The 23,707-nt window shown below is 61.0% G+C and carries 15 protein-coding genes and 3 tRNA genes; 9 read left to right on the top strand and 9 right to left on the bottom strand.

Features of this window, described 5'->3' with window-relative positions; translation table 11 throughout:
• Positions 1 to 91 precede the first annotated feature (91 nt).
• From LDN90_RS16040 to LDN90_RS16030, 3 genes are all read right to left on the bottom strand, one after another.
• A complete protein-coding gene (locus LDN90_RS16040) occupies positions 92 to 3,307 on the bottom strand; it encodes an efflux RND transporter permease subunit (protein WP_223946337.1) in 3,216 nt (1,071 codons plus the stop codon).
• A gap of 65 nt (positions 3,308 to 3,372) precedes the next feature.
• Positions 3,373 to 4,878, bottom strand: a complete 1,506-nt coding sequence (locus LDN90_RS16035) for a malate:quinone oxidoreductase (RefSeq protein WP_223946336.1) — start codon at positions 4,876 to 4,878, stop codon at positions 3,373 to 3,375.
• 79 nt (positions 4,879 to 4,957) lie between these two features.
• Entirely contained in the window at positions 4,958 to 6,625 is a 1,668-nt protein-coding gene (locus tag LDN90_RS16030) for an ABC transporter substrate-binding protein (RefSeq protein WP_223946335.1), read from the bottom strand.
• 230 nt (positions 6,626 to 6,855) lie between these two features.
• On the opposite strand from LDN90_RS16030, the gene LDN90_RS16025 reads away from it, so the two are divergent.
• Positions 6,856 to 7,986: an IS1249 family transposase gene (locus LDN90_RS16025; protein ID WP_223945982.1), complete on the top strand. Its 1,131-nt coding sequence runs from the start codon at positions 6,856 to 6,858 to the stop codon at positions 7,984 to 7,986.
• A 113-nt stretch (positions 7,987 to 8,099) separates the two neighbouring features.
• Here LDN90_RS16025 and LDN90_RS16020 read toward each other — a convergent pair.
• Positions 8,100 to 8,181, bottom strand: a tRNA-Leu gene (locus LDN90_RS16020).
• A 63-nt stretch (positions 8,182 to 8,244) separates the two neighbouring features.
• A complete protein-coding gene (gene bcp, locus LDN90_RS16015; protein WP_216923897.1) occupies positions 8,245 to 8,718 on the bottom strand; it encodes a thioredoxin-dependent thiol peroxidase in 474 nt (157 codons plus the stop codon).
• Positions 8,719 to 8,803: 85 nt separating this feature from the next.
• Here bcp and LDN90_RS16010 point away from each other — a divergent pair, with 85 nt between their 5' ends.
• The gene (locus tag LDN90_RS16010; protein WP_223946334.1) at positions 8,804 to 9,262 is read left to right on the top strand and encodes a MarR family transcriptional regulator; all 459 of its coding nucleotides are present in this window, start codon (positions 8,804 to 8,806) and stop codon (positions 9,260 to 9,262) included.
• Positions 9,263 to 9,413: 151 nt separating this feature from the next.
• Here the strand turns inward: LDN90_RS16010 and LDN90_RS16005 are convergent.
• From LDN90_RS16005 to LDN90_RS15990, 4 genes are all read right to left on the bottom strand, one after another.
• Positions 9,414 to 9,486: transfer RNA gene (locus LDN90_RS16005), tRNA-Lys, on the bottom strand.
• A 194-nt stretch (positions 9,487 to 9,680) separates the two neighbouring features.
• Positions 9,681 to 9,756 (bottom strand) — tRNA-Lys (locus LDN90_RS16000).
• 117 nt (positions 9,757 to 9,873) lie between these two features.
• Complete coding sequence (locus LDN90_RS15995) at positions 9,874 to 11,064, bottom strand: PQQ-dependent sugar dehydrogenase (RefSeq protein WP_223946333.1); 1,191 nt, start codon at positions 11,062 to 11,064, stop codon at positions 9,874 to 9,876.
• 113 nt (positions 11,065 to 11,177) lie between these two features.
• Positions 11,178 to 12,215, bottom strand: coding sequence for a hypothetical protein (locus LDN90_RS15990; protein ID WP_223946332.1), 1,038 nt, complete (start codon positions 12,213 to 12,215; stop codon positions 11,178 to 11,180).
• Positions 12,216 to 12,444: 229 nt separating this feature from the next.
• Here LDN90_RS15990 and ilvD point away from each other — a divergent pair, with 229 nt between their 5' ends.
• The 7 genes from ilvD (at position 12,445) to LDN90_RS15955 (ending at position 23,640) form a co-directional block, all read left to right on the top strand.
• Positions 12,445 to 14,166, top strand: a complete 1,722-nt coding sequence (ilvD, locus tag LDN90_RS15985; RefSeq protein WP_216923895.1) for a dihydroxy-acid dehydratase — start codon at positions 12,445 to 12,447, stop codon at positions 14,164 to 14,166.
• 292 nt (positions 14,167 to 14,458) lie between these two features.
• A complete protein-coding gene (locus LDN90_RS15980) occupies positions 14,459 to 16,363 on the top strand; it encodes an acetolactate synthase large subunit (RefSeq protein ID WP_223946331.1) in 1,905 nt (634 codons plus the stop codon).
• Positions 16,364 to 16,365: 2 nt separating this feature from the next.
• Positions 16,366 to 16,878 carry an acetolactate synthase small subunit gene (gene ilvN / locus LDN90_RS15975; RefSeq protein ID WP_216923893.1) on the top strand — a complete coding sequence of 171 codons (513 nt, stop codon included), beginning with the start codon at positions 16,366 to 16,368 and terminating at the stop codon, positions 16,876 to 16,878.
• A gap of 101 nt (positions 16,879 to 16,979) precedes the next feature.
• A complete protein-coding gene (gene ilvC, locus LDN90_RS15970) occupies positions 16,980 to 18,005 on the top strand; it encodes a ketol-acid reductoisomerase (protein WP_216923892.1) in 1,026 nt (341 codons plus the stop codon).
• A 266-nt stretch (positions 18,006 to 18,271) separates the two neighbouring features.
• Positions 18,272 to 19,867 carry a phosphoglycerate dehydrogenase gene (gene serA / locus LDN90_RS15965; protein WP_216923891.1) on the top strand — a complete coding sequence of 532 codons (1,596 nt, stop codon included), beginning with the start codon at positions 18,272 to 18,274 and terminating at the stop codon, positions 19,865 to 19,867.
• Positions 19,868 to 20,077: 210 nt separating this feature from the next.
• A complete protein-coding gene (locus tag LDN90_RS15960) occupies positions 20,078 to 22,888 on the top strand; it encodes an FtsX-like permease family protein (protein WP_216923890.1) in 2,811 nt (936 codons plus the stop codon).
• Complete coding sequence (locus LDN90_RS15955; protein ID WP_216923889.1) at positions 22,885 to 23,640, top strand: ATP-binding cassette domain-containing protein; 756 nt, start codon at positions 22,885 to 22,887, stop codon at positions 23,638 to 23,640. Before LDN90_RS15960 ends, LDN90_RS15955 begins: the two co-directional genes overlap by 4 nt.
• The last annotated feature ends 67 nt before the right edge of the window (positions 23,641 to 23,707 follow it).

Raw genomic sequence — 23,707 nt, 5'->3', positions numbered from 1 at the left:
TATCTCAAACTAGATGCATTTGCATGTATCACTGCCTGTAACAGGGCGGGGCCGCGAATTGTTCCCGGCCCCGTTGGCTGCTGATGCGGCTCTACTCCGCGGGGTTGTTAGCCGCCCGGCGTCCCGTAATCCGGGGCACCATGCCGGTGGTCCAATCGGCGAAGTCGTCCTTGCTGTTCCCGCCATTTCCCATACCGGGTGTGACTTCGGGACGGTGTTGCAATTCCTTCAGGAGTTGCTTTTTCTCTCGGCGTCCCTCTACCAACTTGTATAGGACGGGGACCAGGATGAGTGTCAGCGCCGTCGAAGACACCAGGCCGCCGATCACGACGATTGCCAGCGGTTGCGAAATGAAACCACCGCCACCAGTGAGGCCCAGGGCCATGGGAGTCAGCGCGAACACTGTTGCCAATGCCGTCATCAGGATGGGCCGCAGGCGCTGACGGGCGCCGTGGGTAATGGCATCGGCCACGCTCATGCCCGGCGTGCCGTTGTGGGGTTTGCGGTACTGGTTGATGAGGTCGATCAGCACGATTGCGTTAGTGACCACGATGCCAACCAGCATCAGCATGCCAATGAGCGATGGCAGCCCCAGAGGAACGCCCGTAGCCAAGAGCAAGCCCACAGCGCCTGTCGCGGCGAAGGGAACAGAAACCAGGAGGATCAACGGCTGCACCAACGATTTGAAGGCAGCCACCATAATCACGTAGACGATCGCGATCGCGGCCAGAAGCGCCAAGCCAAGCTGACGGAAGGACTCGGCTTGCTGCGTCGTGGCACCACCAATGGCAGCTGTTACGCCAGCAGGCAACTCAACGGACGCCAACCGCTTCTGCACTTCGGTGCTGACGCTGCCCAAATTGGACCCCGCTGGCGTCACTGTTACCTTCGCGGTCCGCTGGCCGTTGCTGCTCGTGATGGACACAGGCGTGTCGACTTGTTCGACGGTGGCGATACTCTCCAGCGTCACAGGACCACGCGCCGTCGGGAGTGGCAGTGCACGCACCGCGGTGATGGTGGTGAAGCGTGTTCCCTTACCAATCTGGACGGGGTAGTCGTTGGTCTCGATGCGTACCGTACCTGCGGGGACCGGGCTGACGGTCGACGCCAGGAAAGCCCCCACTTGCTCCTCCGTCAGTCCGGCGGCCACTGCCTTCGCGCGATCCACGCGCACTTGGACGACGGACTGGTTCGCCGAAAGGTTGGTGGACACCTCGGTGCTGCCGGGTACGTCCTGCATCGCCTTGACCATGGCGTCACTTGCAGACTGGAGATCAGCGGCATTGGCGGCTTTGATGGTGATGTCCACCGTGGATGATGTGCCAAATCCGCCCTGCTGGGAACCCACACTGATCTTGCCCGCCGCACCCTGGAGCTTGGAGCGGACATCATCCTGAAGCTTCTTCTGGTTCGCTTTCTCGTCCGTAACGATTGTGAAGGTCGAGTTGGAGGAGCCAGTGGACGTTAGCGCGGCGAAACCGGACTGGGCGTTACCGGACGTCACTTGGACGTCTTTGATGCCATCCATGCCACGAAGCATGTCCTCCACCTTGGTGGCTTCATCGCTGGTGGCCTCCAGGCTCGTTCCGGCCGGAAGAACCTGGCGCACTGTCATGCTGTTCTCGCCGGATCTCCCCAGCAGGTCCGTGGCAAGTAGCGGCGATACCGCGACCGTCGCCACCAGCACCAAGGCCGCCGCAGACAGGGTAAGGACGGGGTGCTTCTGCGTCTTCGCGAGGATAGGCAAATAACCTCGCTGGAGCCGGCTACGCTGCTCGGCCTCCCGGGCCTTCGCCGCAGCCTCGTTGCGCGTCATTGACGCTTCGGCATCTTTGCGCGGCGAGGGAAGGAACCAGTAAGCCAGGACGGGAACGATCGTGAGGGAAACCAGCAACGATGACAACAGGGCGATGGTTACCGTCAGGGCAAAGGGCCGGAACAACTCGCCTGCCAGGTCACCCACAAACGCGATGGGCAGGAAGACAGCCACTGTGGTCAGGGTGGATGCAGTGATAGCGCCGGCAACTTCCCGGATGGAGGTCAGGATGGCAGCCAGCTTGTGCTCGCCATAACTCAAGTGCCGCTTGATGTTCTCAATCACCACGATCGAATCATCAACGACGCGGCCGATTGCGATGGTGAGCGCACCGAGAGTGAGGATGTTCAGCGAGTAGCCCGTGGCGGAAATGCCAATGAACGTGATCAAGAGGGAAAGCGGGATCGATACCGCGGTAACCAACGTGGACCGAACGGACATAAGGAAGACGAGGATGACAGCGACAGCAAAGCCCAGGCCAAGGAGCCCTTCGGTAGTGAGGTCCTTGATGGACTTCTCTATGAAGGGAGCTTGGTCGAAGACGGGCGTGAACGCAGCGTTGTTCCCCAACTCTGCTTCCATCGGCGCAAGTGCATCCCGCACCGCGTGCGAAATCGCCACGGTGTCACCTTCGGGCTTCTTGGTGACTGACAGCGCCAGCGTTGGCTTGCCATTTGTGCGCGTGATGGACGTGGCGGGGTCGTCCTCGATGCTGACGTCAGCCACAGTTCCGATGGTGGCGGCATCCTTGGCACCCGATATCGGCAAGCCCTTAATGACATCGAGGGAATCAACCGGGCTGCCGAGTTGCAGGGACAGGGTTTTGCCCTGGTCCTCTATGGTTCCCACAGGAACCAGCGTGCCGTTGTTCTTCAGTGCGCTGCTGATCGACTGGATGGACGCACCCTTCGCCACAAGATCGGCAGTGCGGGGCTGGATCAGGATGTGCTGCTTGGAGCCGCCAGTCAGATCGGCGCCACGCACGCCGTCGATCTTTTGCAGTCGGGGAACGCTCAAGCGCTGGAGGTCGGCATTGAGTTCGCTGAGCGGTTTGTCCGAGGAGACAGCCAGGAACACGATGGGGAAGTCACTGATGTTGCCGGCAATGGATTGAGGTTCGACGTCGGCCGGAAGAACGCGTTTGGCGTTGGAAATCGCGCGGTCGATCTGATTCCGTGCACGGTCAAGGTTCGAGCCGTACGTGAACACCATGGTGATCTGCGAAACACCATTGCGGGATGTGGAGGTGGTGGACTCAAGTCCCTCGACGCTGTTCAGGGCCGTCTCAAGGGGCCTGCTCAGTTGTTTGTCCACCACTTCGGGAGAAGCACCGGGCATCGAGGTAATGACCGTGATCTGCGGGAACTCGATGGACGGAATGAGTTCCTGCTTGAGCGAGCCCATGGTGATCACGCCGAACACCGCCGCAAAGACGGTGATCAGCGCGATCAGGGCCCGGTTTCCCAGGGACAGCGTGGCCAGGCGGAACATTGCATAGTCTCCTGGGATCTACGGAATAATTCGGCTGACGGTAACCGGCCGCAGCTCCGGATGGCCTAGCTTTGGAGGGCGTTGGCCACTTCCAGTTGCAGCGACCGTGCAGTGCTCGCTTCAAGCTCGGCGGCAAGCTCAGGGTTCTCGTTAAGCTTCACGCCGTAGCCGGGCATCATGTCTTTGAGCTTGGACTGCCAACCCTTGAAGTTCTTGGGGAACGTCTTCTGCAGCAGTTCAATCATGATCGGAACAGCAGTGGAGGCTCCCGGAGATGCGCCCAGCAGCGCACCGATGGATCCATCGCGGGAGGCAATGACTTCGGTGCCGAACTGCAGGACGCCGCCCTTTTGTGGGTGCTTCTTGATGATCTGGACGCGTTGGCCTGCAGTGATCAGCTCCCAATCACCGCCGACGGCCTCGGGATAGTACTCACGCAGGGATTCCACCTTGGCCTCGTGGCGCTTGGCCACCTCTTTAATGAGGTACGCAGTGAGGTCCATATTGTCCTTGGCCACTGCCAGCATCGGAATAATATTCCCCGGGCGGATGGACAGCGGGAGGTCCAGGTAGCTGGAGGTCTTCAGGAAGTTCGTGGAGAAACCAGCGTACGGCCCAAAGAGGAGGGAACGCTTGCCATCAACGAACCGGGTATCCAAGTGGGGGACGGACATGGGTGGGGCGCCAACGGACGCCTGGCCATAGACCTTGGCGCTGTGCTGCGACGTGATGGACTGGTCTGTGCAGCGGAAGAACTGGCCGGAGACGGGGAATCCGCCATAGCCCTTGCTTTCCGGGATGCCTGAGGCTTGAAGCAGGTGGAGCGCGCCACCACCGGCGCCCACGAAGACGAACTTGGCGTGGATGCGGCCGTGTTCACCTGATTTTGGGTGTTTGAGGGAAAGATCCCAACCGCCACCTGATGCACGATGGATGTTGGTGACGTCGTGACCAAAGTTGACTTCGGCGCCGGTGTTCCGCAGGTAGCCGGTCAGTTCACGGGTCAGTGCGCCGAAATCGACGTCGGTGCCTTCCGCCGCACGGGTAGCGGCAACGCGCTGCTTGCGGTCCCGGCCCTTGACGATAAGGGGCGCCCACTTGGCGATCTTGTCCTGGTCCTCGGTGTATTCCATGCTGCGGAACAGCGTGTTGGGCTTGAGGGCCTCGTACCGGGTCTTCAGGAAGTTCGCGTGGTCCTCGCCGATGACAAAGCTCATGTGCGGAACAGTGTTGATGAAGCCCTTGGGGGAGCCAATGACATTGCTGTCCACTAGATGGGACCAGAACTGGCGCGAAAGTTGGAACTGCTCATTGATGTGGATGGCCTTGGAAGGATCCACGGAGCCGTCCTTGGCCGCGGGGGAGTAGTTAAGCTCACACAGCGCAGCATGTCCGGTGCCGGCGTTGTTCCATGGTCCGGAGCTTTCGAGTCCCGCTTCATCGAGTCGTTCAAAGAGGGAGATGGTCCAGGTGGGTTCGAGTTGCTTGATGAACGCACCAAGGGTGGCACTCATGATTCCGCCGCCAATAAGGACGACGTCGGCATGTTGATTCTTGGAAATGAAGGTCACGATCAATCTCCGTTAGCGGCGGCACTGGCTGTCACAGAATATCCCCGGGCAGACGCAATACTGAAATTACAGGGAATCGTCAAGGCTTTAAGCGGACGTTTGTGAAAACTTCGTTGAGGACAGGTGAAGCGGGATAGCTTTCCACCTTGTCGGACAGGGCAAGCGCAGAGATAGGGAAGGCTATGGGCACGGCCGGTACTGACGCCGCTATCTCGGCATTGATGGCCTGGTACTGGGTGTTGCGGTCATCGCCGTCGGGCAGGGCGCGGGCCCGCTCGATCTTGTGGAAAACTTCCGAATCCGTATAACCGAACTCACCCCTGGCCTCGCCGAAAAGCGGGCCCAGGAAGTTGTCAGCATCCGCATAGGAGCCATTCCATCCCAGGAGGTGCAAGGCGTGATCGCCAGGGGACTGCACTTTTTGGAGATAGCCGTCCTCCCAGTCCACGGGAACCGGCTTGATATTGATGCCGACGGCTACCAGCTGCCGGCTGATCTCGGCATAGATCTTCTCTGGCGTGGGCATGTAGGCCCGCGTGGCGTTCAGCGGATAGTAGAACTTCAGTTCCTCGCCTTTGTAGCCGGCCTTCTCCAGAAGCTCCTTCGCCTTCTCCGGGTTGTATCCCAAAGATGGGGCATTGTTGTTGAAACCACTGAGCTTCGGGGGAACAAATTGTGAAGCTTGCGCAGTGTTGTCTATGAAGAACCTGCGGATAAGCGATTCTTTGTCAATAGCCATCTCGATGGCCTGGCGGACTTCCAGCTTGTCCAAGGGTGCAACCGCTTGGTTCATGCCGAGGTACATCACCGAGAACGGGTCACGCTGGATGATCTGGACACCCTTTTTGACCAGTTGATCAAAGGTTCCGGACGTCACTAGATCGTAGGCGTCGATCTTGCCGTCCAGGAGCGCTTGCTGTCGCGTTTCTGCGTGGTCGTAAGGAATGAAGTTGATAACGCCGATTTGGCCCCTGTTGCCCCAGTAGCCCTTGTAGCTGGTCAGCGTGATCTTGTGTTCGTCCCAGGCAGTGAATACGTAAGGACCTGTCCCCACCGGATGGCCGGCGTATGCGGACACTGCCTGGCCATTTTGCACCTTGTCCAGGACGTTGGCCTTCTGCCCTTCCAAGGCGGTGGGGGAGGAGATCGCAAAGGCCGGCAGCGTCAGGGCCTGCAGGAAACCTGTGAAGGGCCGGGTGAGGTTGATCTGGACGTTGCTGGCGGAAACAACCTTGCAGTCCTTGAAGATCGAAAACACTGGCTCGTCTGAATATGCCTTGAAGACGCTTTGGAACGAGATTCCTGGCGCTCGTTTCCTCAGGTCGGCGGGGAACGTGAACCAGCGGTTGAAGTTGGCGCAAACGGCGGCCGCATCGAACGGCGTTCCATCATGGAAGGTTACTTTTTCACGGAGCTTGAAGTCGTAGCTCAGCCCGTTGTTGCTGTCTTTCCATTCCGTGGCGAGCAGGGGGGTAGTCTGCCCGGTGGTGCCGTCGACGCCTACAAGTCCCTCAAGGACCTGGCGGGTCACGCGATATGACTCCGAATCTGCTGTCATTGCAGGGTCGAGGCCCAACGGCATGGATGCTGTACCGAAATTAAAGGTAGCCGTCGGCTCCGCGACTGCCGTGCTGCTTGCCGACGATGAGGCCGCGGGTCCCGGCGTTCCGGTACATGATGCCAGTCCCAAAATCACGAAGACTGCCGTGAACAGTATTCCCAGCCGCCGTATCATGCTGCTTGCCACTCTTGTCCCCTCAAGCCGGTCGGAAGTGCTGTGGCCGGCTTCGGCCAGACCGCATTCCAGTCTAGTTGAACGCCCCCGGTGCCGGTTCAGGCGCGTTGCGGGCATGGTGGGTTATAGGACAAAACGTGTGTATTGGTTGGGCCTGCTTTCCAGCGCTGGCGGGCGAATTCCGGGATAGCTAAGCTTTTGGAGCTTAGGGTGGCTGGGGTGCTTGCATATCTGGGGAATGTTTGGTCTGCGGCCAGACGCTGGTACGGAACGGGAAAACGGCAGCGGGCAAACAGCGCTACCGGTGCCTGAACTGCGGGGCGAGCCGTTCCGGTCAACGTCCGGATGTCAGCCGTCGCGCTGAGCTGGAGGCGTTTCTTGGTTGGTTGTTAGGCACTTCAGGCCAGTCGTCGCTGACCATGTTCGGCACGGCCCGGTCCTTCCGACGGCGCACGGCCTGGTGCTGGAACATCGCCCCGCGCATTCCCGTGACCGGGGAGGTCCATGACCAGATCCAGGTCGATGGGATCTTTGTCGGGTCGTGGTGCTGCCTGATCGCTGTTGCCGGTGATTACGTGCTTGGCTGGCAGTGGTGCGACACCGAGAAAAAGGCCGCGTGGGCGGCGCTGCTGCAACGGTTCCCTGCCCCTCGCGTGGTGATCACTGACGGCGGTTCGGGGATCGCCGCAGCCCTGTCGGAGTGCTGGTCAGAAACCGCGGTCCAACGGTGTCTGGTCCATGTCCAACGCAATGTCCGGACCTACCTGACCAGCCGGCCCCGAACGGATGCGGGCAAAGCATTGCTGCGGCTGGGACGGGCGTTGACCAGGATCAAAGCCCCCGCCGAAGCAGCCGCCTGGCTCGCGGGTCTCAATGACTGGCATCAGGAACACGGGCATCTGGTCAAGGCCCGCACCTACCGCACCGCTACGGCCATGGCTCCGGGATGGGTCCGGGCCAACCAAACCTGGTGGTACACCCACGACAGACTCCGCAAGGCCTACCGGCTGCTGGAACGACTCGGCCAAGCCGGGACCCTCTTTACCTATCTGCAGGCTGAATACACCGGACTGGATATCGCCTCGACGACCAACCGGATCGAAGGAGGCACCAACGCGCAACTCCGATTGATCCTGCGGGCCCACCGGGGCATGAGCGAGGACCACCAAAAACGCGCCATCGAGTGGTACCTCTACCTCCACAGCGACCAACCCCGGCCCCCGGCGAAGCTCATCGAAAACCGGCACTACAAACCCGGCAGGACCAACGCCAGCACAACCACAGAACCGGAGCCCGGCCCCGAGATCTACAGCACCGGCCTCAGCCCCGATGAAGGCCTCTGGCACCGCGCAGGCTGGGCCGGACGATCATGACACACCCGGGATTTACACACGTTTTGTCCTATAACCCGGCATGGTCCCCGTCTGCTTGAGGAAAGAACACCCCCGGTCCGAATGAAATGCTCATCGAACCGGGGGTAACTGTGTGCGCAAGGGGGGACTTGAACCCCCACGCCCGAAGGCACAGGAACCTAAATCCTGCGTGTCTGCCAATTTCACCACTCGCGCTGGCCGGCCACTGGACTGCCCAATGGGCTGACCGTAGCCTTCTTCCGGCCTCCAGTGTACCCGCTACTTGTCGAGTTTGAGGTCGCGACGAAGCTTGGCGACGTGCCCCGTGGCTCGGACGTTGTACTGGGCCAAGCCGACCTTTCCGTCCGGATCCACCACGATGGTGGAACGGATGAGGCCCATGTAGGTGCGGCCATAATTCTTTTTCTCGCCCCAAGCGCCATAGGCATCGGCCACCGAATGCTCTGCGTCCGAGAGTATGCGGAACGTCAGCTGTTCTTCCCCCGCGAACCTGGCAAGTGCTTTCACGGAATCTGGAGAGACTCCCACAACTTCATAACCAGAAGTCTGGAGGGATGCGAGGTTGTCCCTGAAATCACAGGCCTCCTTGGTGCAGCCGGGCGTAGATGCTGCCGGATAAAAGTAGACAATGACCTTCCGTCCACGGAAGTCGGAAAGACTGACGTCGTTGCCATCTTGGTCTTGAAGTGTGAAGTCCGGGGCTACATCGCCGGGAATAAGACGTTCCGCCATAATTTGCTCCTTGCTAACGTTCGCGACTCCCCAGCTTAGTGGCCAGAAGCAACGGCAGCAGCTTCCGCGCGCATATACTGTCGGCATGCCAGATATGGAGAGATGGCCCACCACGCGATTGCTTTCAACGGCTGCGCGGCTCGTGGAAATCTCATGGAATGAAAAATTGAAGAACATCGGACTGACGCATGCCGGCGTGATCGCCATGGAAGTCCTTGCTGCGAAAGGGCCCATTACGCAGGCTGCTTTGGCTGAAGTTGCCAGGGTCAAAGCGCAGACCATGGGCACTACTCTTGCAAGGCTTGAGCTGCACGGGCATGTCAGTCGTCAGCGCAGCGACTCGGATCGCCGCAGTCACGTTGTGACGCTCACCGACGCCGGCTCTGCAGCTTTGGCCGAAGCGGTGCGGCTTGAGCAGGACGTGCTCGCCTTGGTTGAGGTCGATACCGCCCGGCTGCGCGACGAACTCAAGATCGTCGTCCGGGGCCTTGCTGGAATACCCGCGCTTGACGGCTCGGCGGGGGATGCCAACCCGCAGCCTTGAGGCCGACCCGCCCGAACGTGGCCAATTGAACGTGACTTATCCGCTGACCCACGCCGGTAAAGAATTTTCCGGGCATGGGAAAGCAGAAAAGTCCACAGGAAGCAGTAAAGGCTCCGGAGCGTAGCAACGATCCGGAGCCTTTACTATTCTGTGCACCCCCCGGGACTCGAACCCGGAACCCATTGATTAAGAGTCAATTGCTCTGCCAGTTGAGCTAGAGGTGCAGCTATTGTTTCGGTCAATACGAAGGAGTCATATTCTCCATTGACGTCCGCAACGACAGATAACTCTACACCACATTTTGACCGCCGCTAACCAGCATCATCCCGGCGTGATGCATTCCACGATGAGTAGTGTCCGGGCGCAATGAAGTAATGAAAAAAGGCCTTGGAGTGAATATCACTCCAAGGCCTTCCCTTGGTGCACCCCCCGGGACTCGAACCCGGAACCCATTGATTAAGAGTCAATTGCTCTGCCAGTTGAGCTAGAGGTGCAGCTGTTGAATTCGACCAAACCCGGGGGCTTTGTTCCCTCGGCGATCTCCGCAACGACATGTAACTCTACACGACTTCGGCGGATGAGGGAAATCGGCGGTACCAAGGGATCTGGATTCACGATGAGGGTCTCAAAATCAGCGCAAAATCAGGGTTTCTGTTGTTGCTGAGGACCCACAGCGTCCCGTCGGGAGCCTTGGCGACGTCCCTTAGTCGACCATACTCGCCTGTGAAGTAAGCCACAGGCGAACCCGCATTCTCGCCGTTAAGCGGGACGACCCAAAGCCGTTCGCCGCGAAGGGCGCCCGTGTAGGCCACGCCGTCGACAATTTCCAATCCGCTGGGCGACGCGTCAGAGGTTGAAGGCCAAACAACTTTGGCATCAATGAACCCGCTGCGGCCCGGGGCTCCCGTCACTGTGGGCCACCCATAGTTCCCGCCAGGGGTAATCAGGTTCAGTTCGTCGTCCACGTCCGGACCAAACTCGCTGGCCCACAACCTTCCTTCGCTGTCCCACGCCAAGCCCTGAACATTCCGGTGTCCATAGCTATAGGCAGGGTTATCACCGAACGGGTTGCCCGGAGCGGCGCGTCCCTCAGGAGTCAGCCGCAGGATCTTTCCGCCCAAGGCGTGTGTATCCTGCGGCTGTTCCCGGCGCTGCGAATCGCCGGTGCCCACATACAGGAATCCGTCAGGGCCAAAGCGGATACGGCCGCCGTTATGGGTCGAAGCTTTTGATATGCCGGAAAAGACCACTTCAGGGCTGCCAAGCCTCAAAGTGCCTCTTGGCTCTTCCAACAAGCGCATTCTGGCGATCCGGTTGTCGGTGGCCGAGGTGAAGTAGGCGTAAAGCCAGTGGTCACTGGCGAAGCCAGGAGACAGGGCAAGGCCCAGAAGCCCACCTTCACCACCAGGCACGACGCCGGTAACCTCCCCGATGGTGGTTGTCCGGCCGTCACGGATGCTTTTGACCTGGGCCGAATCGCGTTCTGACACGATGGCTGTGCCGTCCGGCAGGAAGACGACGGACCACGGAAGCTGCAAGCCGGCGTCGAGCTTTTGCTGTATCTCCAGTTTTTGTGGAACGGCAGGCGGTACCGACCCGGAGGTGGTGCCGGTCCCTGGCGACACGGGGATGCTGGAGCTAATGGAGCCGCCAGGGGTGGCCGCGGAACCTGGCGACGACGGACTACCCGTGCAAGACGCCAGCAGAAAAGCCGCGAGAAACAGGACTGCAGCCCGGGAGGGCACCAACCGGCAGAAACCTGTGGCGGGTGGGCCGCCAGCTTTTACTGCATATCTGCCCATATCGCTCTCCTGCGAACGATTCCCGGAAGTGAGTCAGTTTTTCTGCGGAGCAATGCCGCTTGCGGTCTTTCAGCTTCCGTCAGTGCCTGTTCCGTTCAGTGCCTGTTCCGTTCTCAGTGCCTGTTCCGCGGAGGAGGGCGGAACCCGGCCGCTTCCGCATGCGCGGCCGACTCAAACCACACATCCGCCGTAGCTTCGGCGTAGCCGGCGGTATCTTCATCGTGATAGGTCATGGTCGAAGCGTCGGCCTTCACTGGGTAGCCCCCGGGGCTACTGCCGTCTGCTGCGGCTCCTGCTGAGCCAACCCCATAAGGATGCTCGGCGGCGAGATGGCCCGTTGGTGCAGCTGAATCGTCGTCCTCCGTTTCAGCAGCTGCGGTTTCCGCTCCCGCCAGCGTGGCCGAGTGTTGATCGGTGTATTCGTGGTGGTGGACCGCACTGCCGCTTGCATCCGTCCACGAGGATTCCCACTCAGCCTTATCTGCGGCGTTGGCGTCTGCGGCGTTGGCCGCTGACTCGTCCACCGTGGGCGCGTCATCGGCGCGCGTTACATCATCCGCGGTCACTCCCTCAGTGGATTCGGAAACCGCTGGTTCGGAAACGGCTGGTTCGGAAACTCCGGGCTCCGCCACTGCGGCCTCGGAAACCACTGGCGCCGCTACTGCTGGCTCGGCCGCCCTGGGTGGAGATGCCGTCGTTCCGGTAGCCTCCCAGTCATCCACATCCCCGGCAGTGACCTGTGCCTCCGTGTCCACCGCATCCGTGTCCACCACTGGTTCATCGACCACTGGTTCGTCGACCTCGGGCATTTCCACGACAGGTTCGTCCACCGGCGGTCCAGCTTCGGTTTCGACTCGCGATTCCATACTTGATTCGACGGGGCCGCTGCCCTCAGCCGCTGCCTTGCCCATATTCGTGACTCCAGCCAGGCCCGCTACCCCAGCCACTGCCGCGGCGGTATCGGGCATCGACATCGTGTCGCTGGGTTCCATGGCAGCTGGCGCGGCAGTGCCCGGCCGTCCGGGAGCCCCGGTGCCCGGAGCAGCGCCCGATGATGCAGGTGAGGAATTCCTGGCGTTGTTGCGGCTCAGGAGCCACCAAACAATCGCGACGATCAGCACAATAACAATGACCCAAATCAACCAGTCCATGGTGAGGCCCTTCTGCTCACAGGGTGCAGTTAGTGGTATTTCCGACGTTACGTGGCCGCAAATGGGGTGTCCAGCGTTTAGGGGCCTTCCAACCCCGGTTGTGATGCAGTTGGCGACTTCGTGGAAATGGCGGGTTTTCCACCGGCGCCGAGGAAATATTCTTCTCTTGGTGCTTAATCCGGGTCGATTACGTCGTGGGCCGCTTCCTTGGACACATAGACTTTGGACCATGAGCGATGCCACCCAAATTGCGACAGATACCAAACCGGACATCAAGCCCCGCAGCAGGGTCGTAACTGACGGAATTCACGCCGCTCCCGCGCGTGGCATGTTCCGTGCAGTGGGCATGGGGGATGACGACTTCGCCAAACCGCAAATTGGTGTGGCCAGTTCGTGGAATGAAATTACCCCCTGCAACCTTTCCCTCAACCGTCTTGCGCAGGGCGCCAAGGAAGGCGTCCACGCCGGTGGCGGATTCCCTATGCAGTTCGGCACCATCTCCGTCTCGGACGGTATTTCCATGGGTCACGAGGGCATGCACTTCTCGCTCGTTTCCCGTGAGGTTATTGCGGACTCTGTCGAAACCGTGATGCAGGCCGAGCGCATCGATGGCTCGGTTCTCCTGGCTGGTTGTGACAAGTCCCTTCCCGGCATGCTCATGGCTGCTGCCCGGCTGGACCTCGCCTCCGTCTTCCTCTATGCGGGGTCAATCATGCCCGGATGGGTCAAGCTCGAGGACGGCTCGGAGAAGGAAGTCACGCTCATTGATGCCTTCGAGGCCGTTGGCGCCTGCGCCGCCGGCAAGATGAGCCGCGAAGACCTTGACCGTATCGAAAAGGCAATCTGCCCGGGCGAAGGCGCCTGCGGCGGTATGTACACGGCCAACACAATGGCCTGCATTGGCGAGGCCCTGGGCATGTCACTCCCGGGTTCGGCTGCGCCGCCCTCGGCAGACCGTCGTCGCGATGACTTTGCACGCAAGTCCGGCGAAGCCGTGGTGAACCTGCTTCGCCTAGGGATTACTGCGCGCGACATCATGACCAAGAAGGCGTTCGAAAATGCCATCGCGGTCACCATGGCGTTCGGCGGATCCACCAACGCGGTTCTGCACTTGCTCGCCATTGCCCGCGAAGCCGACGTTGAACTGACACTGGATGACTTCAACCGCATTGGCGACAAAATCCCGCACCTCGGCGACCTGAAGCCCTTCGGTCGCTACGTCATGACTGATGTGGACAAGATCGGCGGCGTGCCGGTCATCATGAAAGCGCTTCTCGACGCCGGGCTGCTGCACGGTGACTGCCTCACCGTTACAGGCAAGACGCTTGCCGAGAACCTCGCCTCCATCAACCCGCCGGACCTTGACGGCAAGATCCTTCGGGCATTGGACAACCCCATCCACAAGACCGGTGGAATCACCATCCTCCACGGCACGATGGCTCCGGAAGGGGCTGTGGTAAAGAGCGCAGGCTTCGACGCCGACGTCTTTGAGGGCACAGCCCGTGTCTTCGAGCGCGAGCAAGGGGCCCTGAACGCACTGGACAATGGTGAGATCCACAAGGGCGATGTCGTAGTCATTCGCTATGAAGGACCTAAGGGTGGCCCCGGTATGCGCGAAATGCTCGCCATCACCGGCGCCATCAAGGGAGCTGGCCTGGGCAAGGACGTGCTGCTGTTGACCGACGGCCGCTTCTCGGGCGGTACCACCGGTCTGTGCATCGGCCACGTTGCGCCTGAAGCGGTCGACGGCGGACCCATCGCCTTCGTCCAGGACGGCGACCGCATTCGTGTGGACATCGCGGCACGTTCATTCGATCTCCTGGTGGACGAAGCTGAGCTTGAAGCCCGCAAGGTTGGCTGGGAGCCCCTGCCGGCGAAGTTCACGAAGGGTGTCCTGGCCAAGTACGCAAAGTTGGTCCACAGCGCCTCGACGGGCGCTTACTGCGGTTGATGCCTCGTCCGGACTCCGTCTGCCTCGGGCCGGGGGAGTCCGGCAGGCGGACGCGGCTGTCCATATGGTGAGATACGCTTGTGGTCAATTGACACGTATCTCACTTAGAGGGAACACTGAACGCATGATCTCATTCGTTACCGTCGGCGTCGTCGTACTTACCAAGCGCGTGGCTTAGCCCGACTGGTAACGAACTGTCACGCGCAACCCCTCGAAAAGCCGAAAGGCTGAGGGGTTTTTTTATTCCCCGAAGCAAGACCCATCAACTGAAGATCCACAAAGGAAGAGTCCGATGAGCAAAGGATCGCCGATCAGCCCCTCGCTGATGGCTGCAAAGTCCGCTGGAGCCCCAAAGGCTCCGGAAAAGGTCGACCGAACGGCTGAAGCCGTCGTCGTCGACACTGCTGCACCTCTCTCTCCTGTACTTGGGCCGAACAACGTTGTACCCCCAACGGTGATGACCGGCTCGCAAGCAATTGTCCGTTCGCTCGAAGAACTCGGCGTGGACGATATTTTCGGTTTGCCCGGTGGCGCGATCCTGCCCACCTACGACCCCTTGATGGCCTCCAGCATGAATCACATCCTGGTCCGTCACGAACAGGGAGCCGGCCACGCCGCGCAAGGCTACGCCATGGTTACCGGACGGGTTGGCGTTTGCATCGCCACCTCGGGACCCGGTGCCACCAACCTCGTTACCGCCATCATGGATGCCCACATGGACTCCGTGCCGATGGTGGCCATTACCGGCCAGGTCGCCAGCGGTGTCATTGGTACGGACGCTTTCCAAGAAGCGGACATCGTGGGTATCACGATGCCCATCACCAAGCATTCCTTCCTGGTGACCGACCCCAACGACATCCCGCATGTGATGGCCGAAGCCTTCCATCTTGCTTCCACCGGCCGTCCCGGCCCCGTCCTGGTGGACATTGCCAAAGACGCCCAGGTTGGCCAGATGACTTTCTCCTGGCCTCCGAAGGTTGACCTGCCGGGTTACCGGCCTGTGGTGCGTGGCCACAGCAAGCAGGTGCGTGAAGCTGCCAAGTTGATCGCCGCTTCCAGCAAGCCAGTTCTCTATGTGGGCGGCGGTGTGGTCAAGGGCCACGCCTCTGCCGAACTCATGGAATTGGCACTGGCAACAGGAGCGCCGGTAGTTACTACGCTGATGGCCCGCGGCGCCTTCCCGGACTCGCATCCCCTCCATGTTGGAATGCCCGGCATGCACGGTTCCGTATCTGCGGTTACGGCCCTGCAGCAGGCTGACCTCCTCATCACCCTCGGTGCCCGGTTCGATGACCGAGTCACTGGTGTGTTGAAGACGTTCGCTCCTTTCGCCAAGGTCATCCACGCAGACATTGATCCCGCGGAAATCTCCAAGAACCGGACTGCCGATGTCCCGATTGTCGGTTCGGTGAAGGAAATCATTCCGGAACTGACCGAGGCCGTGAAGACGCAGTTCGAGCAGAGCGGTGCGCCGGACCTGGGCGCATGGTGGGCGTTCCTGGGGAACCTGCGCGACACGTACCCCTTGGGTTGGACTGAGCCCGAGGACGGACTGACGGCACCGCAGCGCGTGATCCAGCGCATCGGCGAGCTCACAGGTCCGGAAGGTATCTACGTGGCCGGCGTTGGCCAGCACCAGATGTGGGCTGCACAGTTCATCAAGTACGAGCGCCCCCACGCCTGGCTGAACTCCGGTGGAGCTGGAACCATGGGATACTCGGTTCCGGCAGCAATGGGTGCCAAGGTTGGCGAACCGGATCGCGTGGTCTGGGCCATTGACGGTGACGGCTGCTTCCAGATGACCAATCAGGAATTGGCCACCTGCGCCATCAACAACATCCCGATCAAGGTCGCCATCATCAACAACTCCTCGCTGGGCATGGTCCGCCAATGGCAGACACTGTTCTACGAAGGCCGTTACTCGAACACGGATCTGAACACCGGCCACGACACCGTCCGCATTCCGGACTTCGTCAAGCTGGCGGATGCCTACGGTTGTGCCGCACTGCGTTGTGAGCGGGACGAAGACATCGATGCCACCATCCAGAAGGCACTCGAAATCAACGATCGCCCTGTGGTGATCGACTTCGTTGTCAGCCCCAACTCGATGGTGTGGCCGATGGTGCCCGCAGGCGTCAGCAATGACCAGATCCAGGTTGCCCGCAACATGACCCCGGAATGGGAAGAGGAGGACTAGGCATGAGCCGCCACACACTGTCCGTTCTGGTCGAAGACAAGCCCGGCGTGCTGACCCGCGTAGCCAGCCTCTTCGCCCGGCGCGCATTCAACATCAATTCACTGGCTGTGGGACCCACCGAGGTTCCCGGCATGTCCCGCATGACAGTTGTCGTCGATGCCGACGGCGACCTCATCGAGCAGGTCACCAAGCAGCTCAACAAACTGATTAACGTCATCAAGATCGTTGAGCTGACTTCCGAATCTTCCGTACAGCGAGACCACATCCTGGTCAAGGTACGTGCGGATGCCGCGACACGCCTGCAGGTAACCCAAGCTGCAGACCTGTTCCGTGCCGCCGTCGTCGACGTGTCTACAGACTCGTTGGTGATCGAGGCAACCGGTACCCCCGAGAAGCTCGCAGCACTGCTCTCAGTGCTTGAGCCGTTCGGCATCCGTGAAATCGTGCAGTCCGGCACCCTGGCCGTTGGACGGGGATCCCGCTCCATGAGTGACAGGGCGCTACGCTCCGCGTAAGAAACAGGCAAAGGCCCGCGATAGCATGCCATGCCGAGCGTTGCGTCCAGTACCGCAGCACCACATCAATATCCAGAAACCACTCAAGAGGAGTTACGCAAGTGACTGAAATGTTCTACGACGACGACGCAGACCTGTCGATCATCCAGGGTCGCAAGGTCGCCATTGTCGGCTACGGTTCCCAGGGCCACGCCCACGCACTGAACCTGCGCGATTCCGGCGTCGAGGTTGTCATCGCCCTTAAGGAAGGGTCGAAGTCCGCCGCCAAGGCAGAGGACGCCGGCTTCACAGTCAAGAACGTTGCCGACGCCGCCGAATGGGCTGACGTCATCATGATCCTTGCGCCGGACCAGCACCAGCGCGCGATCTTCAACGACTCCATCAAGGACAAGCTGACCGAAGGCAAGGCCCTGGCCTTCGCCCACGGCTTCAACATCCGTTTCGGCTACATCCAGGCCCCTGCCGGCGTCGACGTCATCCTGATCGCTCCGAAGGCTCCGGGTCACACCGTGCGCCGCGAGTTCGAAGCCGGCCGAGGCATCCCGGACATCATCGCTGTTGAGCAGGACGCTTCCGGTTCCGCGTGGGACCTTGCCAAGTCCTACGCCAAGGCAATCGGTGGCACGCGTGCCGGTGTCATCAAGACCACCTTCACCGAAGAGACCGAAACGGACCTCTTCGGCGAGCAGTCCGTCCTCTGCGGTGGCGTTTCCCAGCTGGTCCAGTACGGCTTCGAAACCCTCACCGAAGCCGGCTACCAGCCGCAGATCGCCTACTTCGAGGTCCTTCACGAGCTCAAGCTCATCGTTGACCTCATGTGGGAAGGTGGCATCGCCAAGCAGCGCTGGAGCGTCTCCGACACCGCGGAGTACGGCGACTACGTTTCCGGCCCCCGCGTCATCACTCCCGAGGTGAAGGAAAACATGAAGGCTGTCCTCGCGGACATCCAGAGCGGGGCATTCGCCAAGCGCTTCATCGACGACCAGGACAACGGCGCCGTCGAGTTCAAGGAACTGCGTGCCAAGGCAGAGCAGCACCCGATCGAAGAGGTTGGCCGCGAGCTGCGCTCCCTGTTCTCCTGGCAGCAGCAGGACGAGGACTACGTCGAGGGCTCGGCAGCCCGCTGATCTTTCCCAGTGCCTAAAGCCTGAAACCGACGCCCGTCCGGCAAACAATGCCGGGCGGGCGTCGCCGTTCCGCAGCCGTTCCTCCCAACACGGCGTCCTGTGAATTTCTTCACAACAATCTCAACCGGGCCGTAACATCGTTCACCGGCACCGGAATCCTTGTCCAGGTTCGATATTCTGGGCTGGTCCCGGCGTCGTGTCCGGGCCCCCGCATCCGCTCCTTGTCCAGTACTGTCCCAAAGTTGTCCAAAGTAAGGTGCCACCCCGTGTCAGCCACCAAACCCGTCGTCCTCCTCGCTGAGGAACTTTCACCCGCCACCGTCGAGGCATTGGGTCCGGACTTTGAAATCCGCCAAACCGACGGCGCCGACCGTTCCCAGCTGCTGTCCGCCATCGCCGACGTCGACGCAATCCTGGTTCGTTCGGCTACCCAGGTTGATGCCGAAGCCATTGCCGCTGCGAAGAACCTTAAGGTCATCGCCCGGGCCGGCGTGGGACTGGACAACGTGGACATCAAGTCCGCGACGCAGGCCGGTGTCATGGTCGTCAACGCACCGACGTCCAACATCGTGTCAGCAGCCGAGTTGACGGTGGGCCACATCCTGAGCCTTGCACGCCACATTCCCCAGGCGAGCTCCGCGCTGAAGAACGGTGAGTGGAAGCGTTCCAAGTACACCGGCATTGAACTCTTCGAGAAGAAGATCGGCATCATCGGCCTGGGCCGTATCGGCGCCCTTGTCGCAGCCCGCCTTCAGGGGTTCGAAACCGAGATCCTGGCGTACGACCCCTACATCACGGCCGCTCGTGCCGCACAGCTCGGGGTCAAGCTGGTCACCCTGGATGAACTCCTGGAAAACTCCGACTTCATCACCATCCACATGCCAAAGACGCCGGAGACCGTGGGCATGCTTGGCGCCGACGCCTTCCGCAAGATGAAGGAAACGGCCTACGTCATCAACGTGGCCCGCGGCGGCCTGGTAGATGAGGAAGCCCTCTACATCGCCCTGAAGGAAGGCCAGATCGCAGGAGCAGGCGTGGATGTCTTCGTCAAGGAACCCAGCACGGATCTGCCGTTCTTCGAACTGGACAACGTGGTGGTCACCCCGCACCTCGGCGCATCCACGGACGAGGCCCAGGAAAAGGCCGGTGTCTCGGTGGCCAAGTCCGTACGCCTTGCCCTCGCCGGAGAGCTCGTGCCGGATGCTGTGAACGTCGCAGGCGGTGTGATCGCTCCGGACATCCGTCCCGGCATCCCGCTGATCGAAAAGCTCGGCCGGATCTTCACGGCGCTGACCCACGCCTCGCTGACCCAGATCGACGTCGAGGTTGCCGGCGAAATTGCCGCACTGGACGTCAAGGTGCTCGAGCTCGCTGCCTTGAAGGGCGTCTTCGCCGATGTCGTCACGGAGCAGGTCTCTTACGTCAACGCCCCTGTCATCGCAGAACAGCGCGGAATTAATACCCGCCTGATCACCACCCCGGACGCCGAGGACTACCGCAACGTCCTCACGATCCGTGGTGCGCTCAGTGACGGTTCCCAGATCTCCGTTGCCGGTACCCTGACGGGACCCAAGCAAGTGGAGAAGCTCGTTGGCGTCAACGGCTATGACGTGGAAATCCCCATCAGTGAACACTTGGTGGTTGTGGCCTACGCTGACCGTCCCGGTGTCATTGGCACCATCGGCCATATTCTGGGCATGAACAACATCAATATCGGCGGCATGCAGGTTGCACGCCAGACCGAGGGTGGCCAGGTGCTTGCGCTCTTGACCATTGACAGTTCTGTTCCGCAGCAGGTACTGGAAGCCATCAAGGCGGGCATTGGCGCCGACATGGTCCGCGAGGTGGACCTGGAGGACTAGGACTTGCTCCTCATCAGCCAAGTTCGCGTGCCGGGGACACACCACTGACACGCAACGGTGGTCGGTCTGCTTACAATGGCTTGGTCCGGGATTCGGACCCGGCAGCAGGCCGGCCACTACTTTTTGCACATAGAGCCCGGGATTCCTTTGTGTTTTCAAGGATTCACGGAGCATGTGTGCGCGCCCGCAATCAAGGTCTCAGGGAGCCCAATGAACGCCGTCCAAAGGTTCATCAGAAGCCGTGTGCTGCTGCTGACCGCGGCCATTTTGATCGTCGCGATGTGCTTGTCCGTCCTAGTCCAGAGCCAGTCACAGGCCGCTCTGAACAGGACCGTGGATGAGAACTCGCGGGGACTCTACGACATCCTGGTCCAGGCAAAGCCGGACCCCTCACAGGACGGGGACGGCGGTGCGCTGATCCAGCCGGAAATCGCCAATGGGCAGGGCGGCATCAGCTTTGAGCAGTTGGATAAAATCCGCACGATGGGCCAGACGGCCGTCGCTGCTCCCATCAGCCTCGTTTCGCGGGTTTCGCAGAACCTCGAGGCTCCGCGCCTGAATGCCATGGACTACTTGGGCTACAACTCCGGCCTTGCCGGTGGCATAACGGCAGGGGACCCCTCGGCCATGGACGCCAGCAAGTGGCCTGCAGCTGAATCCGTTTTGTCCGACACGCCCAAGAAGTATCGGCTGACAGCCTCCGCCACAAGCTCCGATGGCGTCAACCAGCAAACCCTTTTCAAGACGAGCGCCGAAGGGACCTTGGGCAAGGGCCGCCTGATCCAGGAACAGGCTGCCGGTGGCTCGAATGTCCGGATCGCGGGTCCGGACGGTGAGACCGGGATTAAGTTCCCCGCTCCAGCACTCGGCTCCGAACACAACCTCTTCAATCTTTCGGTGGCGCTTCCACTGGCGCCGGAGGTGACTGAGTCCGTCGTTGCCGTCGATCCTGCCTCAGAGAGGGCGCTGTTGGGCTCCGCAGGTGATTTCCTTGCACCCTTGGAGAAGGCTCCGCCAGCGGACGCCCGCAATGCAGGCGCCATTGGCCGGCATTTCGAAAGTCTCTTCACCAGCGGCCTCAGCATGGACCAGCTTGAGGAAGGTCCTGACTTCCTCGGTGTGAAGCTAAAGTACTGGGCTCCCTTGATGACGCAGTACCAGCAGGCAAAGCGCGACGGCTTGCTGACCGATGATTCCCAGGCGATTCCGCTGATTGTTCGCTCGGGAACGTCCCTGGATTTGAAGTACTCGGTCAAGATCGAGGAAATCGACAACAACGGCAAAGTAGTCAAGGATGTCGGAACTGTAACGCGCTCCCTGGACAAGGACTACCTGCCGTTCGTTTCCAAGGCACCGTTTGCCCTTGAATGGCCGGGTTCAACTGACCACAGCCAACTCCTTGGCAGTACTGCCTCCTTCAGCCAGGGGCTTTACAACCCGGCAACCTGGAGTACTGCCTTTGCTGCAGCCCCGAAGTACAAGGAGGGCGACGAAGCCGCCAACGGTGCTTCGGACAAGACAGCGACGCCGGGGGACTGGGTCACAGTCAACCGCCTTCCGGAAAAGTCGTCCTTCGGCGCAGCCGTGGACCAGACCCAGCGCAAGCCTGTGGATGAGCGCTCCTACCGGGAAGATCTTGAAACCGGAAAAAAGCCCGCGACTCCCATGCCGATGGTGTACGGCACCTTTAACCCGGCAGACGTTCAGGCTGCAGCCGGTGACGTCAACAAGCTCCCCTTGGGCGGCTATGACCCGGCTCCCTTGACACTGAGCAAGGATGCCGAGGGCAAGGACGCCAATGGCACTGTCCTGAAGCCATCACTGAGCGCAACAGGTCTGGTCAGCCAGTCGGCCGGCGCCATCACTGACTATTACGGCCTGGCCGCAGCCCGTGGCTATGACACCAACGCCAACGTCATCGACGCCATCCGCGTCCGCGCCAACGCCACTGGAACGTGGAAGCAGGCCCAACCGGACGTCGAAAAGCTTGCCGCCCAGATCCGTGAACTGGGCCTGGAAGCGACCGTCGTGGCCGGTTCCGCCCGCGAAGACGCCAATATCTTCGTTCCCGGGTACAGCAAGGACGACGCCGGCAAGGAATCTCCGCTGGGCACGGTCCAGCAGTCGTGGGTTCGGCAGGACGCGGCTGACGCCGTTTCGGGTTCGCTGACAGGCACAAACATCACCCTCCTCTTCCTGACGCTCCTTGGCGCCACGCTCCTGACTGGTGCCTCAACCGTCAGCTACATCCGGCAGCGCCGGAGCGAAGCAGGCATCCTGAGGGCAATGGGCTGGACTCAGAAGCGCGTCAGGTCCTGGGTGCTCGAAGAGTTCGCCGTGGGCGCGGCTGCCTTGGCCGCTGCAGGGATCATTTTGAGCCTGCTCAGTTGGAACCTTGCCACTGTGATCGTCTCAGTGACCATGCTCATCATCTACAGTGGCGCTGCCTTGCTGGCTGCCCAGCAGCTGCGTCATCGCGTGGTGGTAGACCAGGAACCCCAGCATGATGAGCGCCTCGTCACTGTTGATTCGCCCTTGACGTTTGCCAACAGGCAGCTCACTACCAACCGGTTCAACTCTGTCTCGCTGGCCGTGGCCGTAGGCGTCTTCGGTGCCGCCGTGGGGGCCTTGATCGCACTGTTGATCGACATCCCCCGGGCAGCAGGAGCAAGTGCCTTGAGTGGGCTGGCCGCCGCGAGCATTGCTTTGCCAAGCGTGATCCTCGCTGTGTTTGGCGTGGTTGTGGGTCTGCTGCTCACACTCGTGACCGGACGGTTCGAGCTCCACGCCAAGCGCGAGTATCTGGGCACTTTGCGTGCCATGGGCTGGAACCCGGACATGCTGGGCCAGGTCCGCTTCTTTGAAAACGCACTTGTCGGCACCGTGGCGCTTCCCTTGGGAGTCCTTGGTGCCCTTGGACTGGGGCTCCTCCTTGCTCCGTACGCAGCACTCTGGGCCGGACTGGCCGGGCTGCTGGCCGTAATTTGCTGGATTCCGATTGCAACGAAAGTAGTCAAATGACTGACAACCTCAACCCCGAGCTGACGGCGACCCCGGAATCCACGGACGAGTCGCTGCAGACACGTGCCAACACCATCGTCCGGGCCTCGGACCACGCGACACCCTTGGAGCTCAGCCGCGTCACCATCCACTACGGCGGAGACAAGGGCGGCGCCGAGGAAGTCGACGTCGTGGATGACTTCAACCTCACCCTGCACGCCGGCGAGATGCACTGCATCGCCGGCCGAAGCGGCTCGGGCAAGACCAGTATCCTGACCGTCAGCGCCGGGTTGACCCTGCCGACGTCGGGAACTGTGTTCTGGGAGGGACACTCCTTGGCCTCTATGGGCGACGACGAGATCGCTGACCGGCGTCGTGCCTTGATCGGCTACGTCGATCAGGGCGGCGCCTTGATCGACGGCATGAGCGCCCTCGAGAACGTGCTGCTGCCCGCCGTGCCGGATGGAGAAGTGGAACAGCGCACGGAGATGGCCAAGGACCTTCTGGACCTGGTGGGCCTCGGACGCCGCATGCGGCACCGTCCCGCACAGCTTTCCGGCGGTGAGCGCCAGCGTGTGGCTATTGCCAGGGCCCTGATCCTGGGCACGCGCGTACTGGTGGTGGATGAGCCCACTGCCAGCCTGGACCGTGCTGCAGCCAACCGCATCATCGGCATTTTGAAGGACACAACCAGCGATGGCATTGCTGTACTCGTCGCTTCGCACGACCACGAACTGGTGCGCCTCAGCGATACGCTGACCGAACTGAACTAGTCCGCAAGACTGCTCCTTCGCCGGGATGTCCGGCACAGACCGGACCGGCCGTCATTTGCGGCCGGTC

Origin of the sequence: Arthrobacter sp. NtRootA1, from assembly GCF_019976975.1 — a bacterium.
GTDB lineage: Bacteria > Actinomycetota > Actinomycetes > Actinomycetales > Micrococcaceae > Arthrobacter > Arthrobacter aromaticivorans.
The sequence above is the reverse complement of the archived record's forward strand: the minus strand, read 5'-3'. Positions and strand labels throughout refer to the sequence as shown.

Excerpts from the sequence above, each read along its gene's own strand:
- LDN90_RS16040 (WP_223946337.1), bottom strand. The coding sequence starts at position 3,307 with ATGTTCCGCCTGGCCACGCTGTCCCTGGGAAACCGGGCCCTGATCGCG.
- bcp (WP_216923897.1), bottom strand. The coding sequence starts at position 8,718 with ATGGCGGAACGTCTTATTCCCGGCGATGTAGCCCCGGACTTCACACTT.
- LDN90_RS16010 (WP_223946334.1), top strand. The coding sequence starts at position 8,804 with ATGCCAGATATGGAGAGATGGCCCACCACGCGATTGCTTTCAACGGCT.
- LDN90_RS15995 (WP_223946333.1), bottom strand. The coding sequence starts at position 11,064 with ATGGGCAGATATGCAGTAAAAGCTGGCGGCCCACCCGCCACAGGTTTC.
- LDN90_RS15990 (WP_223946332.1), bottom strand. The coding sequence starts at position 12,215 with ATGGACTGGTTGATTTGGGTCATTGTTATTGTGCTGATCGTCGCGATT.
- ilvD (WP_216923895.1), top strand. The coding sequence starts at position 12,445 with ATGAGCGATGCCACCCAAATTGCGACAGATACCAAACCGGACATCAAG.
- LDN90_RS15980 (WP_223946331.1), top strand. The coding sequence starts at position 14,459 with ATGAGCAAAGGATCGCCGATCAGCCCCTCGCTGATGGCTGCAAAGTCC.
- ilvN (WP_216923893.1), top strand. The coding sequence starts at position 16,366 with ATGAGCCGCCACACACTGTCCGTTCTGGTCGAAGACAAGCCCGGCGTG.
- LDN90_RS15960 (WP_216923890.1), top strand. The coding sequence starts at position 20,078 with ATGAACGCCGTCCAAAGGTTCATCAGAAGCCGTGTGCTGCTGCTGACC.
- LDN90_RS15955 (WP_216923889.1), top strand. The coding sequence starts at position 22,885 with ATGACTGACAACCTCAACCCCGAGCTGACGGCGACCCCGGAATCCACG.